Source organism: Microbispora triticiradicis, assembly GCF_005864065.1.
GTDB lineage: Bacteria > Actinomycetota > Actinomycetes > Streptosporangiales > Streptosporangiaceae > Microbispora > Microbispora triticiradicis.
The window spans coordinates 115,488-130,064 of sequence record NZ_VANP01000007.1; the positions used below are offsets into that span (position 1 = coordinate 115,488).

At 71.5% G+C, this 14,577-nt stretch carries 13 protein-coding genes and 1 riboswitch; of the genes, 5 read left to right on the forward strand and 8 right to left on the reverse strand.

The annotated features are described in order from the left end of the window. Position 1: 1 nt before the first annotated feature. The 6 genes from FED44_RS19630 to FED44_RS19655 form a co-directional block, all read right to left on the reverse strand. Positions 2-2,056 (reverse strand): VWA domain-containing protein, encoded by a 2,055-nt coding sequence (locus FED44_RS19630; RefSeq protein ID WP_138461589.1) that lies wholly within the window; start codon positions 2,054-2,056, stop codon positions 2-4. Next, a complete protein-coding gene (locus FED44_RS19635) occupies positions 2,053-2,568 on the reverse strand; it encodes a histidine phosphatase family protein (protein WP_138461590.1) in 516 nt (171 codons plus the stop codon). Before FED44_RS19635 ends, FED44_RS19630 begins: the two co-directional genes overlap by 4 nt. Before the next feature lie 100 nt (positions 2,569-2,668). Continuing rightward, positions 2,669-2,816, reverse strand: a riboswitch (adenosylcobalamin (AdoCbl) riboswitch). A 32-nt stretch (positions 2,817-2,848) separates the two neighbouring features. Next, positions 2,849-4,324, reverse strand: a complete 1,476-nt coding sequence (locus tag FED44_RS19640; RefSeq protein ID WP_138461591.1) for a cobyric acid synthase — start codon at positions 4,322-4,324, stop codon at positions 2,849-2,851. 44 nt (positions 4,325-4,368) lie between these two features. Continuing rightward, a complete protein-coding gene (dnaE, locus tag FED44_RS19645; RefSeq protein ID WP_111698933.1) occupies positions 4,369-7,953 on the reverse strand; it encodes a DNA polymerase III subunit alpha in 3,585 nt (1,194 codons plus the stop codon). Between the two features lie 113 nt (positions 7,954-8,066). Next, positions 8,067-8,786 (reverse strand): sigma factor, encoded by a 720-nt coding sequence (locus tag FED44_RS19650; RefSeq protein ID WP_244302082.1) that lies wholly within the window; start codon positions 8,784-8,786, stop codon positions 8,067-8,069. After that, positions 8,786-9,184 (reverse strand): DoxX family protein, encoded by a 399-nt coding sequence (locus FED44_RS19655; RefSeq protein WP_138461593.1) that lies wholly within the window; start codon positions 9,182-9,184, stop codon positions 8,786-8,788. The genes FED44_RS19650 and FED44_RS19655 overlap by 1 nt, the downstream gene beginning before the upstream one ends. A gap of 328 nt (positions 9,185-9,512) precedes the next feature. Between FED44_RS19655 and FED44_RS19660 the strand changes: the two genes are divergently transcribed. From FED44_RS19660 to FED44_RS19670, 3 genes are all read left to right on the forward strand, one after another. Continuing rightward, positions 9,513-10,169, forward strand: a complete 657-nt coding sequence (locus FED44_RS19660) for a DUF998 domain-containing protein (RefSeq protein ID WP_138461594.1) — start codon at positions 9,513-9,515, stop codon at positions 10,167-10,169. Positions 10,170-10,207: 38 nt separating this feature from the next. After that, a complete protein-coding gene (locus FED44_RS19665) occupies positions 10,208-10,582 on the forward strand; it encodes a YciI family protein (RefSeq protein WP_111698938.1) in 375 nt (124 codons plus the stop codon). 77 nt (positions 10,583-10,659) lie between these two features. Then, positions 10,660-11,919 (forward strand): RNA polymerase sigma factor, encoded by a 1,260-nt coding sequence (locus FED44_RS19670; protein ID WP_138461595.1) that lies wholly within the window; start codon positions 10,660-10,662, stop codon positions 11,917-11,919. Positions 11,920-11,981: 62 nt separating this feature from the next. On the opposite strand, the gene FED44_RS19675 is transcribed toward FED44_RS19670, so the two are convergent. After that, complete coding sequence (locus FED44_RS19675) at positions 11,982-12,470, reverse strand: GNAT family N-acetyltransferase (protein ID WP_138461596.1); 489 nt, start codon at positions 12,468-12,470, stop codon at positions 11,982-11,984. A gap of 192 nt (positions 12,471-12,662) precedes the next feature. Next, on the reverse strand, positions 12,663-13,370 hold the full coding sequence (locus FED44_RS19680; protein WP_138461597.1) for a helix-turn-helix transcriptional regulator: 708 nt from the start codon (positions 13,368-13,370) through the stop codon (positions 12,663-12,665). Positions 13,371-13,501: 131 nt separating this feature from the next. Here FED44_RS19680 and FED44_RS19685 point away from each other — a divergent pair, with 131 nt between their 5' ends. Continuing rightward, a complete protein-coding gene (locus FED44_RS19685) occupies positions 13,502-14,014 on the forward strand; it encodes a DUF2231 domain-containing protein (RefSeq protein ID WP_138461598.1) in 513 nt (170 codons plus the stop codon). A 33-nt stretch (positions 14,015-14,047) separates the two neighbouring features. After that, entirely contained in the window at positions 14,048-14,476 is a 429-nt protein-coding gene (locus FED44_RS19690; RefSeq protein ID WP_138461599.1) for a hypothetical protein, read from the forward strand. Positions 14,477-14,577 lie beyond the last annotated feature (101 nt).

Consider the following 14,577-nt stretch of genomic DNA (forward strand, 5'->3'; position numbering starts at 1 on the left):
CTCAGCCCGCCTTCCTTCGCTTGGACACGAGATCGCCCAGCGACTCCAGCGGGAGCACCCGTGCGCCCAGCCGGAGGGCCAGCGTGCCCGCCAGGCCCAGGCGGACCGGCCCGCTCTCGCAGTCGACGACGACCGAGGTCACCCCCGCGAGCGCGGTGGCCGCGCGGGTCACGTCCCCGCCGGAGGTCGCGCGGCCGTCCGTCACGACGACGAGGAGGGGGCGGCGGTCCGGGTCACGCATCCGTTCCACGCGGAGCACCTCCGCCGCCGTCGCGAGTCCCTCGGCCAGGGGGGTGCGTCCCCCCGTCGGGAGCGCGCGGAGCCGGGCCGCGCCCGCCTCCACCGAGGAGGTCGGGGGGAGCGCCACGGTCGCGCCCCGGCCGCGGAAGACGACCAGGCCCACCTTGTCCCTGCGCTGGTAGGCGTCCAGCAGCAGGCTCAGCACGGCCGTCTTGACAGCCGTCATCCGCCTGCGCGCCCCCATCGAGCCGCTGGCGTCGACGACGAACAGCACGAGGTTGCCTTCGCGGCCCTCGCGGACGGGCTCGCGGAGGTCGTCCCGCCTGAGGATCAGGCCGGGACCACGTCTGCCCCGGAGGACCTGATGGGGGGCGGCCGCCAGGAGGGTGGAGGGGAGATCGATCGCGCGGGGACCGGCGCCGCCGGGGAGGCGTGCGCCGATCGCGCGGCCATGGCGTCCCCGGCCGCTGGACCGCCGGCCCGCCGCGCCCTCGCCCACTCCGGAGACCCTGAGGACGGGTACGCGGAACGGGGCCCCGACCGCCGCCACGTCTTCCGGGGCGGAGTCGTGAGGGGCCGCGTCTCCGGACCGAGAGGCGGGTTCCCCGTCACCGGGAGAAGCGTCGGACGCGGGACCACCACCACCTTCTCCCGAAATTTCGTGAGACGGGGCGGCGGGGCCGCCGGGCTGCGAACCATCGGACTGTGAACCATCGGCTGGAGGGCCGCCGGGGCCGTCAGGGCCTTCCGGCCGCCCGGGCCCCTCACGGTCATCCGGGTCGTCGGGGTCGTCGGGGCCGTCGGGCTCGGTCTGGTCCAGCAGGTCGTCGAGAAGCCGTTCGTCCAGGCCGGGCGCGTCGAACGGATCGCGGCGACGGCGGTGCGGCAACGCCAGCCGGGCCGCCACCCGGACGTCCTCCCGGGTCACCACGTCCCGCCCCTGCCAGGCGGCGTGCGCCACAGCGGCATGAGCGGTGACGAGATCGGCCCGCAGACCGTCCACCTCGAAACCCGCGCAGACGGCCGTGATCTGCCGTAGCCGAGCGTCGGGCAGCCGTACCGCCGGAAGGGCGGCCCGGGCCCGCGCGATCCGCTCGGCGAGCGCGGCCTCCTCCGGAGCCCATCGTGCCGCGAAGCCCTCGGGATCGGCGTCGAACGCGAACCGCCGCCGGACGACCTCCGCCCGTTCGCCGGGCTCCCGGGTCGCCCGCACCTCGACGGTCAGCCCGAACCGGTCGAGCAGCTGCGGGCGGAGCTCCCCTTCCTCCGGATTCATGGTTCCGACGAGCAGGAACCGCGCGGCATGCCGTACCGAGACGGTCTCGCGCTCCACGTAGCAGACCCCGAGCGCCGCCGCGTCGAGCAGCAGGTCCACCAGATGGTCGTGCAGGAGGTTCACCTCGTCCACGTACAGAACGCCCCGATGGGCGGCCGCGAGCAGCCCGGGTTCGAAGGCCTTGACCCCTTCGGTCAGCGCTCGCTCCAGGTCCAGCGACCCGGCCAGCCGATCCTCCGAGGCTCCCACCGGAAGCTCCACCAGCGACGCCGGCCGCCGGACCCACGCGGCGTCCGGCTCGTGCGGCCCGTCGGGACACCCCGGATCGGGCGCCGCCGGATCACAGTGGAACCGGCACCCCGCCACCACGGCGACCGGGGGCAACTGCGCGGCCAGCGCGCGGACGATGGTGGACTTCGCGGTGCCCTTCTCCCCGCGTACCAGGACGCCGCCGGCCCGGGGCGAGACCGCGTTCAGCACCAGCGCCAGCTTCAGGTCGTCGAGCCCGACGACCGCGCTGAAGGGATAGGCAGGGTTCACGGTGCGGCCTTCCGGTTGACGTACGTGATCCGCCAGCCGCCGTTCCCGGCGGCCAGTCCGGTGTGGGACAACGGCGCGACGTCGAAGGCCGCGGCCCGTGTCGCGGTAAGGCCGAGCGCGTGCGCGAGCGCGGCCCGGATGGGCCCGGCGTCGCAGACGGCGACCACACGGGCGGCGTCCGCGCGGAGCGACTCCATCCACGCGGCCACCCGTTCGCCCATGCCGGCAAGGCTCTCCCCGCCATGGGGGACCGCCCGCGGGTCGGTCAGCCACGCGCCGAGCCCCGCGGGGTCCGCCGCGGCCACCTCCGCGAACGGCCGGCCCGCCCAGGCCCCGTAATCGGCCTCGGCGAGCGCGCCGGCCACGACGGGTTCCCGGCCCGACGCGGCCCGGGCGGTCGCCACGGCGGCGGGCCACGGCGCGGCGAAGACGAGCGCGTCGCCGGGCACGCCCAGCACGGCGGCCTGTGCCGTGGCCTGGGCGAGTCCCGACGGATCGGGTTCCTCGGGCATGGGGAAGCAGGCGCGCCGGGCACCTGGCGTACCCGCCTGACGGATGAACAGCACGGCTCAGCCGCGCGGCTGGTTCGAGACGGGGCGAAGGTCGCTCACAAGGGCCTCCTCAGGGATGACGCGTCCCGGCAGACGAGGTCACGGTGGCCAAGCGACCTGGCTCCCGGGGTCCATGCCCCGGATACAGTGGCGCGACCGCACCGGCATCTCACCGGATTTCCCTTGGTCACCGCGAAACCTTCCGGACGCTACCCGTTCCGGACAATCAGCGTCAACAACCTCAGGCCGCGCCGGGCGGTAGGACCCGGAGTCCTGAGGGCGGCCCGCCCGCGATGAGCGCGAGCAACGCGGCGGTGTCGACGTTCCGCTCGACGAGGTCTCCGAGCGCGTCCAGCCGTGCCTCCCGCAGCGCCGCGAAGGAGACGCCGGGGCCGGCGTGGAACTCGCGTCCCGCCGCCCGCGCCACCTCACCGAGGAACGCCCGCCGGAACCCGTCGTTCTCCAGCGCTCCGTGCCAGGTGGTGCCCCACACGTTCCCCACCCGGCAGCCGTCGAGGAACTCCTCGCCCGCGTAGCGCGTCACGATCCCGTGGTGGATCTCGTACGCCTCCACGGGATGCCCGTACGCCTCGCCGCTCGGCCGCCCGAGCGTCTTCTCGGCGGCGAACACGACGTCGGCCGGGAGCAGTCCCAGCCCGGCGACCGTGCCGGCGCCCGACTCGACCTGGTCGGTGATGGTACGGGCGAGCATCTGGTAGCCCCCGCAGACGCCGAGCACCGGTCCCGTTCTCCCGGCCACGACATCGGCGATCCCGGTCTCCCGCAACCAGGCGAGGTCGCTCACGGTGGCCCGCGAACCGGGCAGGACCAGCAGGTCGGCCTCCGCGCACTCGGCCGGGGACGTGGCGAACGTCACCACGACCCCCGGCTCGGCGGCCAGCGCGTCCACGTCGGTGAAGTTCGAGATCCGCGGATACCGTACGACCGCCACCCGCAGCGCCCCACCGGCCGCCGCCGCGCCCCGCGGCCGGGTGTCGAGCGACAGGGAGTCCTCGACGTCCATCCAGAGCCCGTCGAGCCAGGGCAGCACGCCGTAGACGCGGCGCCCGGTCAGCCCCTCGATCATGTCAAGTCCGGGCGCGAGCAGCTCTCGCGCGCCCCGGAACTTGTTCACGATGAAGCCGGCGATGTGCGCCTGGTCGGCGGCGTCCAGCAGCGCGACCGTGCCGTACATGTGCGCGAAGACCCCGCCGCGGTCGATGTCCCCGACCACGACCACCGGCAGCCCGGTCGCCCGGGCCAGGCCCATGTTAGCGATGTCCCCGGCCCGGAGGTTGATCTCGGCCGGAGAGCCCGCGCCTTCACAGACCACCACGTCGAACTCGCGGGCCAGCCGCCGGTACGACTCGACGGCGACGGCCCGCAGCTCGTCCCGCCGGGTCCCGTACTCCATGGCGTCGACGTCGGCGACGGCCCGGCCGCGTACGACGACCTGGCTACGCCGATCGCTGCCCGGCTTGAGCAGGATCGGGTTCATGTCGGCCGTCGGCTCCAGCCCGCAGGCGGCCGCCTGCACGGCCTGCGCCCGCCCGATCTCCGCGCCGTCGGCGGTCACGTAGGAGTTGAGCGACATGTTCTGCGCCTTGAACGGCGCGACCCGCACGCCCCGCCGGGCCAGCCACCGGCAGATCCCGGCGGTGACCACGCTCTTCCCGGCATCCGACGTGGTCCCCGCGACCAGCAGTCCACCCTTCACAAGCCGGACAGCATACGGCCGGGGGACCGTACGGGAAATTCCGGTCAGGGCACGACGAGCGCGTTCGCCCCCAGGAGGACCTTGATGTCTCCGGCGAACGCGCCGTTGCTGATGTTCACCGCGTAGTCGGGCAGCTCCACGACGTTGATCTTCCGGTTGAGCCGCTCCACGCGCAGCCGGACGGGGGTCTCGCCGGGGTGGACGGTCAGGATCCGCTTGAGCTCGTGGACGAGCTCCCTGTTGACGCGCTCCTCACGGAGGGCGATCACGATGGGTTCGCGGCCGTCGTCCTGGATGCCGGAGATGTCGAGGAACGTGATGTCGGTGGCGTTGAAGGAGATGGTCGCCTCGTCGCCGTCGCCGCGTGAGCGGATCCGGCCGGTGACGGCGACGACCAGGTCGGGGGCGAGGTTGGTGCCGTACAGCTGGTAGGTCTGCGGGAAGCAGGGCACCTCGATGGAGCCGTCGTGGTCCTCGATCTTGAGGATGGCCCAGACGTCGCCCTTCTTGGTGACCTTCTTGTCGACGCCGGAGATGATGCCGGCGATGCGGACGTTCCCCGCCCCGGCCTGGCCGTCCAGCACCTGGGCGATGGTCAGGTCCCGGTTGCGTTCGAGGATGCGTTCGGCGCCGTTGAGCGGGTGATCGGAGACGTAGAGGCCGAGCATCTCCCGTTCGAAGGACAGCTTCGTCTTCTTGTCCCATTCCCCTTCGGGAACGGAGATGTGGAAGACGCTGCCCGCCCCGCTGTCGTCGTCGAACGCGCCGAACAGCGAGTCCTGGCCGAGGGCCTCCTTGCGCTTGACGTCGATCACGGCGTCCACGGCCTGGTCGTGGATCTGGATCAGCCCCTGGCGGGTGTGCCCGAGGCCGTCGAACGCTCCGGCTTTGATCAGGGATTCAATGGTGCGCTTGTTGCAGACGACCTGGGGGACCTTGGTCAGGAAGTCGTTGAAGTCGGTGTAGGCGCCCTTCTCGCGGCGCGCGGAGATGATGCCCTTGATGGCGTTCTCCCCGACGTTCTGGATCGCGCCCAGTCCGAAGCGGACGTCCTCCCCGACGGCGGAGAAGCGCAGGCCCGACTCGTTGACGTCGGGCGGCAGGACCTTGAGCTTCATCCGGCGGCACTCGGCCAGGTAGAGCGCCATGCGGTCCTTGTTCGTGCCGACCGAGGTCAGCAGGGCGGCCATGTACTCGGCCGGGTAGTTGGCCTTGAGGTAGGCCGTCCAGTAGGAGACGAGTCCGTAGCCGGCGGTGTGGGACTTGTTGAAGCCGTAGGAGCTGAACGGCTCCAGCACGTCCCAGACGGCCTTCGCCGCTTCCTCGGTGTAGCCCTTGGCGACCATGCCGGAGGAGAAGGTGGCCCATTGCTTGTCCATCTCCTCCTTCTTCTTCTTGCCCATCGCCCGGCGCAGGATGTCGGCGCCACCGAGGGTGTAGCCGGCCAGCTGCTGGGCGATGGCCATGACCTGCTCCTGGTAGACCACCAGGTGGTAGGTGGTGCCGAGGATCGGGTCGAGCACTTCCTTGAGCGAGGGGTGGATCGGGGTGATCTCCTGCTGCCCGGCCTTGCGCAGCGCGTAGTTGACGTGCGCGTTCGCCCCCATCGGGCCGGGGCGGCCCAGGGCCAGGATGGACGAGATGTCCTCGAACCGGGTCGGGGCGATCAGCTTGGTGAGGTCCCGCATCATCGAGCTGTCGAGCTGGAACACGCCGAGCGTGTCGCCGCGCGCCAGCAGCTCGTAGGTCTTCTTGTCGTCCAGCGCGAGGCTGAGCATGTCCAGGTCGAGGCCGCGGTTGTCCTTCACGTTCTGCACCGCGTCGCCGATGACGGTCAGGTTCCGCAGGCCCAGGAAGTCCATCTTCAGGGCGCCCATGGACTCGGAGCTGGGCCCGTCGAAGCCGGTGATGCGGGCGCCGTCGTCGGGGCGCATGAAGATCGGCATGACGTCGATCAGCGGCTGCGACGACAGGATGACGCCCGCCGCGTGGACGCCGGTGCCCCGGGTCAGTCCTTCGAGGCCGAGCGCGGTGTCGATGACCTGCTTGACGTCGGAGTCTTCCTCGTAGAGCTTCCGCAGCTCGGTCGCCTCGGCGAACCGGGGGTGCTTCTCGTCGAAGATGCCGGTGAGCGGGATCTCCTTGCCCATGACGGCCGGCGGGAACGCCTTGGTGATCTTCTCGCCCACCGGGAAGGGGTAACCCAGGACGCGGGCCGCGTCCTTGACCGCCGCCTTCGATTTGATCGTCATGTACGTGATGATCAGCGAGACGTTGTCCTCGCCATACTTCTCCGTGACATAACGGATCATGTCACCGCGCCTACGCTCGTCGAAGTCGAGGTCGACGTCGGGCATGGAGATGCGTTCGGGGTTCAGGAACCGCTCGAACAGCAGGGAGTGCTCGATGGGGTCGAGCTCGGTGATCCCGGTGACGTAGGCCACCATCGACCCGGTGGCCGATCCTCGGCCCGGGCCGAGCCAGATGCCGCTCTCCCGGGCGTAGCGGCAGATGTCCGCGACGACGAGGAAGTAGCCGGGAAAGCCCATGCCCTCGATGACGCCGAGCTCGTACTCGATGCGCTCCAGCACCTCGGCCGGCACCGGGTCGCCGTAGCGTCGCACCGCGCCGCTGTGCGCCTCCTTGCGCAGCCAGCTCATCTCGGTCTCCCCTTCGGGGACCGGGAACTTGGCCGCGAGGTCGCGGTGGGCGAACACCTCGTCGTACGGCTCGACCCGCTCGGCGATCAGCAACGTGTTCTTGCAGCCCTCGGCCCACAGATCGGAGCCGGGGTCGAGCGCCCACATCTCCTCGGCGGTGCGCACGTAGTAGCCGTTGCCGGAGAAGCGGAACCGGCTGGGATCGCTGAGCAGGGAGTTCGTGCCGACGCAGAGCAGCGCGTCGTGGGCCTTGGACTGGTCCTCGGTGACGTAGTGGGAGTCGTTGGTGACCAGGGGCGGGATGCCGAGGGTCTTGCCGATCCGCAGCAGGTCCTCGCGGACCCCCGTCTCGATCGGGATCCCCCCGTGGTCCATGATCTCCAGGAAGTAGTTGTCCCGCCCGAAGATCTCCTGGTACTTGGCGGCGTGTTCCAGCGCCTTGTCGTACTGCCCGAGCCGGAGCCGCGTCTGCACCGCGCCGGACGGGCAGCCCGTGGTGGCGACGATCCCCTCGTGGTACTGCTCGAACAGGTCGTCGTCCATGCGGGGGTACTTCTTCATGTGGCCTTCGAGGGAGGCCAGCGACGAGATCCTGAACAGGTTCCGCAGACCCTGGGCGTTGACCGCCCACATCGTCTTGTGCAGATAGGTGCCGCTGGCCGACACGTCACCGCCGAGGCCGGTGCGCTCGTCGGACTTGCGCTGGTGGGGCTCTCCCCAGAACACCGGCTGCTTGTAGTGGCGGGATTCGGGGCTGACGTACCCCTCGATGCCGATGATCGGCTTGACCCCGGCCGACTTCATCTTCGACTGGAACTCGTAGGCGCCGAACATGTTGCCGTGGTCGCTCATCGCGATCGCGGGCATGCCCAGCTCTGCCGCCCGCTGGGCCAGCTTGCCGATCTTCGCCGCTCCGTCCAGCATGGAGTACTCGGTGTGAACATGCAGGTGAACGAACGAATCAGCCACTGGTGATCTCTGGCCTTTCGTGGAGGGGCGAGCAGAGTTCCAACTCTATCGAGAGCCCGAAGTGGCTGTCGTGGCTCATCTCCAAACGAGTGATTCCTGGTGCTGGAGAACCGTCAGGAGCGTCGCGAGGGGGGTTCCGAGCCTCCCTCGGCGGCCTGGCCGGGGACGGATCCGAGCTTGTCGGGGTTGCTGACCACGTAGATGTCGCGCACCTGCTCCCCGCCGGCTTCGAGATCGAGCACCATCACCGCGAGGGGCGCGTCCTCGGCGAAGACCACCACCGAGGGGTCGCCGTCGACCTGGTGATACCGGACGTCCACGCCGCCGCGCGCGTTGGCCACGACCACCCGGGCGACCTTGTCGCGGCCGCGGACCGGCCGCGGCCCGCCCACCGCCGACCTGCCTCCGCCGTCGGGCCACAGGACGACGTCGGGCGCGAGCATCTCCATCAGCGCGGGCAGGTCACCGCCGAACGCCGTCGCGACGAAGCGCTCGGTCACAACCACCAGCAGCGCGATCGACACCGACTCCCCGCGTACGGCGGGCTCGGCGGCGTTGGGACCGGTGACCAGCGGTTCCGGCAGCCACGGGCCCAGGTAGGTCTCCTTGCGCCGGCGCAACGCGCTCTGGTGGGCGAGGGCCTGGTTGACCGCGACCCGCACCAGGTACGCCCGGGGGTTGGCGATGCCGGTCACGTCCCGTGCCGCCCACGCCAGCCAGGTCTCCTGGAGCACGTCCTCGGTGTCGCCGACCGTGCCGAGCATGTTGTAGACGATGGAGAACAGCAACTCGCGGTGGCCGGCGAACGCCTCGGCCGCGGGGGTTTCGCCCATCATGCGACTCCTCGCCGGGACAGGTGCAGCACGAGGGCGGGATCGAGCGCCAGTGTGGCGACCGCCAGGACGAGGAACACGACCGCCAGGAAGAACTGGGGGGAGAAGTCGCGGACGCGCAGATGGATGTAGAGGGCGCAGACGAAGTAGAGGACGAGGCCCGCGGCGGCGGCCGTGCCGACGAGCGGCACGCCGAGCAGCCCGAGCGCGAGTCCCAGCGCGCCCAGGGCCTTGAGCGCGCCGATCGGCCAGACCAGCCACGACTCCGGCACGCCGGCTCGGGCGAGTGCGGGGCCGAGGGTACGCATGATCGGCGCGAGCCGGGTCATGGCCGCGACCCCGGAGAACGTGTTGAAGGCGATGGTCACCAGAGCGGTGACGACGTAGGCGGTCGGCATCGAAGGCTCATTCGTGGCGACGAGCCGCCGGACGACGGCTCGCCCACTGTACGCGTACGGGAACGGTCATGACTCCTGAGAGGACCGGCGGGTGGCAAGTGTGACGTCCCGGCCGGAACGCGGGACAGCGCCGCCTGAAGGGCCGCGAGAACGGCCCGATCCAGGGATGCCGGAAGGGCCGCGAAGGAGGCCCGATCCGTGCCGTGAGCGCGGGTCAGGAAAAATCTTGAAAAATCCTCCGGACGCGTGTCGAAACCGGCCCCGCTCGTTCGCAGCGTATCCAGAGGGCCGGACGGGCCGGCCCCGCCGACACGAGGTGACGACCGCCATGACCCAGATCGCCTTCTCCCGACCGGTCTCCGCCCAGCGCCTGCTCCTCGGCTGCGGCGTCGTCGCCGGTCCTTCGTACGTGACCGTCGCCATGGCCCAGGCGCTCACCCGGGAGGGATTCGACCTGGCCCGCCATCCGTGGAGCTACCTCGCCAACGGCGATCTCGGCTGGATCCAGACGGCCAAGTTCGTCCTCACCGGCCTGGCCACGATCGCCGCCGCCGTCGGCCTGCGCCACGCCCTGGCGCCCGGACGGGCAGCCCGGTGGGCGCCGATCCTGGTCGGCGTCTTCGGCGCGAGCATGATCGGCGCGGCGATCTTCCCCGCCGACCCCGCCATGGGCTTCCCCGCCGGCACCCCGGAGGGGCCGGGAGCCGTCACCCTCTCGGGGACCCTGCACATGGCGGTCGGGGGCGTCGGGTTCCTGTGCATGGCGGCGGCCTGCCACGTCGTCGCCTCGCGGCAGGCCCGTGAGGGTCGCGGCGGCAGCGCCCTGCACTCCCGTGTCACGGGCACCCTGTTCCTCGGCTCGTTCGCCGGCATCGCGGCCGGCGGCGGCGCCGCCTGGACGAACCTGATGTTCGTCGCCGGCATCGTGGCGGTCTGGGCCTGGCTGTCGCTGGTGTCGCTGGACCTGTCCCGCGAAGCCGCCTGACCTTCCACCCTCAATCTTCTGGAGAAAGGCAGTTCACCATGCGATACCTGGTCACCCTCAAGGTCGCCGCCCAGCCCGAGGGGCCGCCGCCGGCCGACCTCATGGAGGCCATCGTCAAGCTCGGCCAGGAGGCCACCGAGGCCGGGACCCTGCTCGACACCAGCGGCCTGGCGGGCAGCGCCGAAGGGGCGAGAGTCGAGGTCGCCGGCGGCCGGCTGATCGTCAGCGACGGGCCGTTCGCCGAGGCCAAGGAGCTGATCAGCTACGCGCTGTACGAGGTGCGGAGCAAGGAGGAGGCGGTGGAATGGGCCACCCGCTTCCTCAGGCTGCACCGCGACCTGTGGCCGGGATGGGAGGGCGAGGCCGACGTGCTGCGGCTGTTCGGGCCCGAGGACTTCGCCGCACCCGCCTGAACCGTCCCTGTCCCCGCACCTGTCTCCGTACCCGGCCGCGGACGTCGCTCCGCGGCCGGATGCGGTATGCAGGACGCATGACGTCACCTGATCCGCACCGGGCGGTGGAGGCGGTGTGGCGGATCGAGTCCGCCCGCGTCATCGCCGCCCTGGCCCGCATGGTGAACGACATCGGGCTGGCCGAGGAGCTGGCGCAGGACGCGCTGGTGGCCGCGCTCGAAGAGTGGCCCCGTAAGGGCGTGCCCGACAATCCGGGGGCCTGGCTGACGCTCACCGCGAAGCACCGGGCCCTCGACCGGTTCCGCCGTCGCGACATCTACCAGCGCAAGCTGCGGGAGATCGGCCGGGACATGGAGCTCCGCCAGGAGTCGGCGGAAGCCGAGCTCGACGACGCCCTCGACGACCACATCGGCGACGACCTGCTCCGCCTGATCTTCACCGCCTGCCATCCCGCGCTTCCCGCCGAAGGCCGGCTCGCGCTCACCCTCCGCCTGCTCGGCGGCCTGTCCACCGCCGAGATCGCCCGCGCCTTCCTCGTGCCCGAGCCCACGGTCGGACAGCGCATCTCCCGTGCGAAGCGCACGCTCGCCGACAAGAAGATCCCGATCGAGCTGCCGCCGCCCGCGGAGCTCCCGGTGCGGCTGGCCTCCCTCCTGGAGGTCGTCTACCTGATCTTCAACGAGGGGTACGCCGCGACCTCCGGCGACGACTGGATCCGCCCGTCGCTGTGCCAGGAGGCCATGCGCCTCGGGCGTGTCCTGGCCGGCCTGATGCCCGCCGAACCCGAGGTGCACGGCCTGCTCGCGCTCATGGAGCTCCAGGCGTCGCGCATCCCGGCCAGAACCGCCCCCGACGGCGCGCCCGTCCTCCTGCTCGACCAGGACCGCGGCCGCTGGGACCGGCTCCTGGTGCGCCGCGGGCTGGAGGCGCTGCGCCGCGCCGAGGAACTGGGCACGCTCGGGCCGTACGGGCTGCAGGCGGCCATCGCGGCGTGCCACGCCCGCGCGCTCACCCCGCGGGCCACCGACTGGGAACGCATCGCCGCCCTCTACCGGCTGCTGGCCCACCTCACCCCGTCGCCCGTCGTCGAGCTGAACCGGGCGGTCGCGGTCGGCATGGCGTACGGGCCCGCGCGCGGGCTGGAGATCGCCGACGGCCTCAGGGACGAGCACGCCCTGCGCGGGTACGCGCACCTGCCCGCCGTACGCGGGGACTTGCTGGCCAGGCTCGGCCGGTCCGAGGAGGCGGCCGCCGAGTTCCGCCGCGCCGCCGAACTGACCCGGAACGCACGCGAGCGCGACCTGTTCCTCGGCCGCGCCACCGCCCTCTCGGCCTGACCCGCTCCACAGGGACGTTCCGAGGCCCGGTCAAGACCTGCGGCGTCGTGACGGAGGCGGACTCACAGGGCGCGGTGCATGATGTGCAGACCCACGTAGCCGCGCACGGGGTGGCGGAAACCCTCCGGCAAGGTGCCCAGCACCTCGAATCCGAGCGAACGGTACAGTCCCACCGCGCGCAGGTTGGTCTCCACGACCGCGTTGAACTGCATGGCCCGGAAGCCGGCCGCCCGCGCCCACCCCACCGCGTACTCGCCGAGCGCACGGCCCACTCCCCGCCCCTCGTGGGCCGGGTCGACCATGAAACTGGCACTGGCGACGTGTCCGGCGTTGCCCATGTGGTTGCGGTTCATCTTGGCCGTGCCCAGAATCGTGCCGGAGTCGTCCACGGCGACCACCGTGCGGTTCGGCTCGGGCAACAGCCACCAGTCGCGCCCCTCTTCCCTCCCCAAATCCACGGGATAAGTGAAGGTTTCCCCCGCGGCCACGATGCGGTGGAAGAAGGGCCAAATGGCAGGCCAGTCGGACGTGTGGGCCTCTCTGATCAGCATTCTCCGTGGTTCCCCCTGATCGCCCTGGCCGGGCACACAGCCGGTGTACAGCCCGGCACCTCTACCGCACGGCTTCGCGGTCGCCCGCTTCCCGCCGCCCGGCCTGAGAATAAACCGATCGGTGTCAAGCCGGCTCTGGAGAAGGAGTGGGGGCACCGGCTCGGTCAGCGGTGCGGACGGCGATCGCGCCGGTCAAGGCCGGTCGCTCTGGGGGGAGGAGCGCAGTTCGACGCAGCACTCTCCCGGCCGGGGCACCAGGACGGCCTGCACCTTCGAGGCCTCCAGGCCGGTGAGCACGCCGTCGAGGAAGGCGTGGTTGATCCCGCAGACCAGTTCGGGGGCCCGCGCCGCGAGCGGATGGAACGGGCAGTTGCGCAGCCGTACGCAGGTGGCGGACTCCCGGCTGGGCTCGAAGCCGTGCCGCGACAGCAGGCCTTCGAGCAGCGTGAGGGCGCGTTCCGCGCCGAGCCGGCCGGGCTTGGCCCGGGCGCGTTCCGAGGCGCCGAGCTCTTCGCCGCGCCGGCCGGCCACCCGGACCGCCGACTGACGGGCGCTCTCACCTTCGCCCTCCGCGAGGACGGCATCCATGAGGATGCCGGCCAGCACCTCGTGCCGCCGTTCGGGGATGGTGACCTGGATGTCGGTCTCGGCCGGCTCGTAGACCTTCGGCGTGCGGCCGACCTTGCGGATGCCGCCCACCGGCTCGTAACGGGCGCGCAGCAGCCCGGCGCCCACCAGTTTGTCCAGGTGGAAGGCGGCCAGCTTGCGGGAGATCCCGACCGAGGCGGCGGCCTCGTCACGGGTCACCGGGCGGCGCGCCCTGCGGATGTAGGCGTACATGCCCCGGCGCAGCACGTCGTCGAGCGCGGCCACCGCAGTGATCGCGGGATCGGTCGTCACCCGGTCACAATAACGCCCGCGACTGCGGTCGGAAAATCTCAAGCCCTTCAGTTCGCGGAGTCCCTTGACCACCGGAGCGAATAAGACCAACATTTGTTGGCGTAACTAGCGGACGCATGCGGAGGTCGACGATGGCCGGTGGAGCACTGCACGAGGCGAAACGACCGGTCAGCGCGGTCCTGGCCGGGCCGTACGGTCATCCGTTCCATCCGATGCTGGTCACGGTGCCCATCGGGGCCTGGGTGGCGAGCATGGTCTTCGACCTCGCCTCCAGGTTCGCGCCCGATCCGGGCTTCCTCGCCGAGGGCTCGAAGTGGCTGATCGCCATCGGCGTGCTCGGCGCGCTGGCCGCGGCGTCGGTCGGCTTCCTCGACCTGTTCGCCATCCCGGCCGGCACGCCGGCGTTTCGCACGGGTCTGCTCCACATGGGCCTGAACCTCGTGATCACCGCCGCGTACGCCGCCGGTTTCCTCTGGCGCCGGGCCGGCGAGGCGGCGGGCCCGGTCGAGCTCGGCCCGCTGCTGCTCTCGGCGGGCGGCCTGGCGCTGCTCGCGATCTCCGGCTACCTGGGCGGCAAGCTCGCCTACCGCTACGGCGTACGGGTGGCCGACGAGGTCACCCAGGCCGGCGGTTTCCGGCGCTGACCCTCATCCACCATCACAGGAGGAGAACTCATCATGGCTGTCGCGGCACTCGTCACCTGGCTGCTCACCGCAGTGGGCGGCTTCGTGATGCTGGGCGTCTGGATCGCCAGAGGCGGCCGGCGTACCAGCCGCTTCTCACCAGGGCTGATCTTCGGTCACTTCGCGCTGGCCGCCGCCGGGCTGGTGGTGTGGATCGTGTACCTGCTCGCCGGCATCGACGCTCTGGCGTGGGTCGCGCTGGTCCTGCTGGTGCCGGTCGCGCTGCTCGGCTTCGCGATGTTCGCCCGGTGGATCCCCGCCTACCGCTCCCGTACGGCGGTGGCCGGCGGGCCCGGCGCCACCGGTACGGCGGGACCGGCCGAGCGGCACTTCCCGGTCGTGATCGTGGCCGGACACGGCCTGCTGGCAGTGGTCACCGTGGTCCTGGTGCTGCTGACCGCGCTCGGCATGGGCGGCGGCTGACCGCGCTCGCGTACCTGGGCGATCGACGAGCCGTGCGACGCGTGGACCTGGCCGCCGCCGAGCGGCGGCGGACCGTCATCGTGCCCGAGCGGTCCGACCCC

What these genes read in the sequence shown, in the direction of transcription:
- FED44_RS19635 (WP_138461590.1), bottom strand. Translation starts at nt 2,568, where the DNA reads ATGCCCGAGGAACCCGATCCGTCGGGACTCGCCCAGGCCACGGCACAG.
- FED44_RS19650 (WP_244302082.1), bottom strand. Translation starts at nt 8,786, where the DNA reads ATGGGCGAAACCCCCGCGGCCGAGGCGTTCGCCGGCCACCGCGAGTTG.
- FED44_RS19655 (WP_138461593.1), bottom strand. Translation starts at nt 9,184, where the DNA reads ATGCCGACCGCCTACGTCGTCACCGCTCTGGTGACCATCGCCTTCAAC.
- FED44_RS19660 (WP_138461594.1), top strand. Translation starts at nt 9,513, where the DNA reads ATGACCCAGATCGCCTTCTCCCGACCGGTCTCCGCCCAGCGCCTGCTC.
- FED44_RS19665 (WP_111698938.1), top strand. Translation starts at nt 10,208, where the DNA reads ATGCGATACCTGGTCACCCTCAAGGTCGCCGCCCAGCCCGAGGGGCCG.
- FED44_RS19670 (WP_138461595.1), top strand. Translation starts at nt 10,660, where the DNA reads ATGACGTCACCTGATCCGCACCGGGCGGTGGAGGCGGTGTGGCGGATC.
- FED44_RS19675 (WP_138461596.1), bottom strand. Translation starts at nt 12,470, where the DNA reads ATGCTGATCAGAGAGGCCCACACGTCCGACTGGCCTGCCATTTGGCCC.
- FED44_RS19685 (WP_138461598.1), top strand. Translation starts at nt 13,502, where the DNA reads ATGGCCGGTGGAGCACTGCACGAGGCGAAACGACCGGTCAGCGCGGTC.
- FED44_RS19690 (WP_138461599.1), top strand. Translation starts at nt 14,048, where the DNA reads ATGGCTGTCGCGGCACTCGTCACCTGGCTGCTCACCGCAGTGGGCGGC.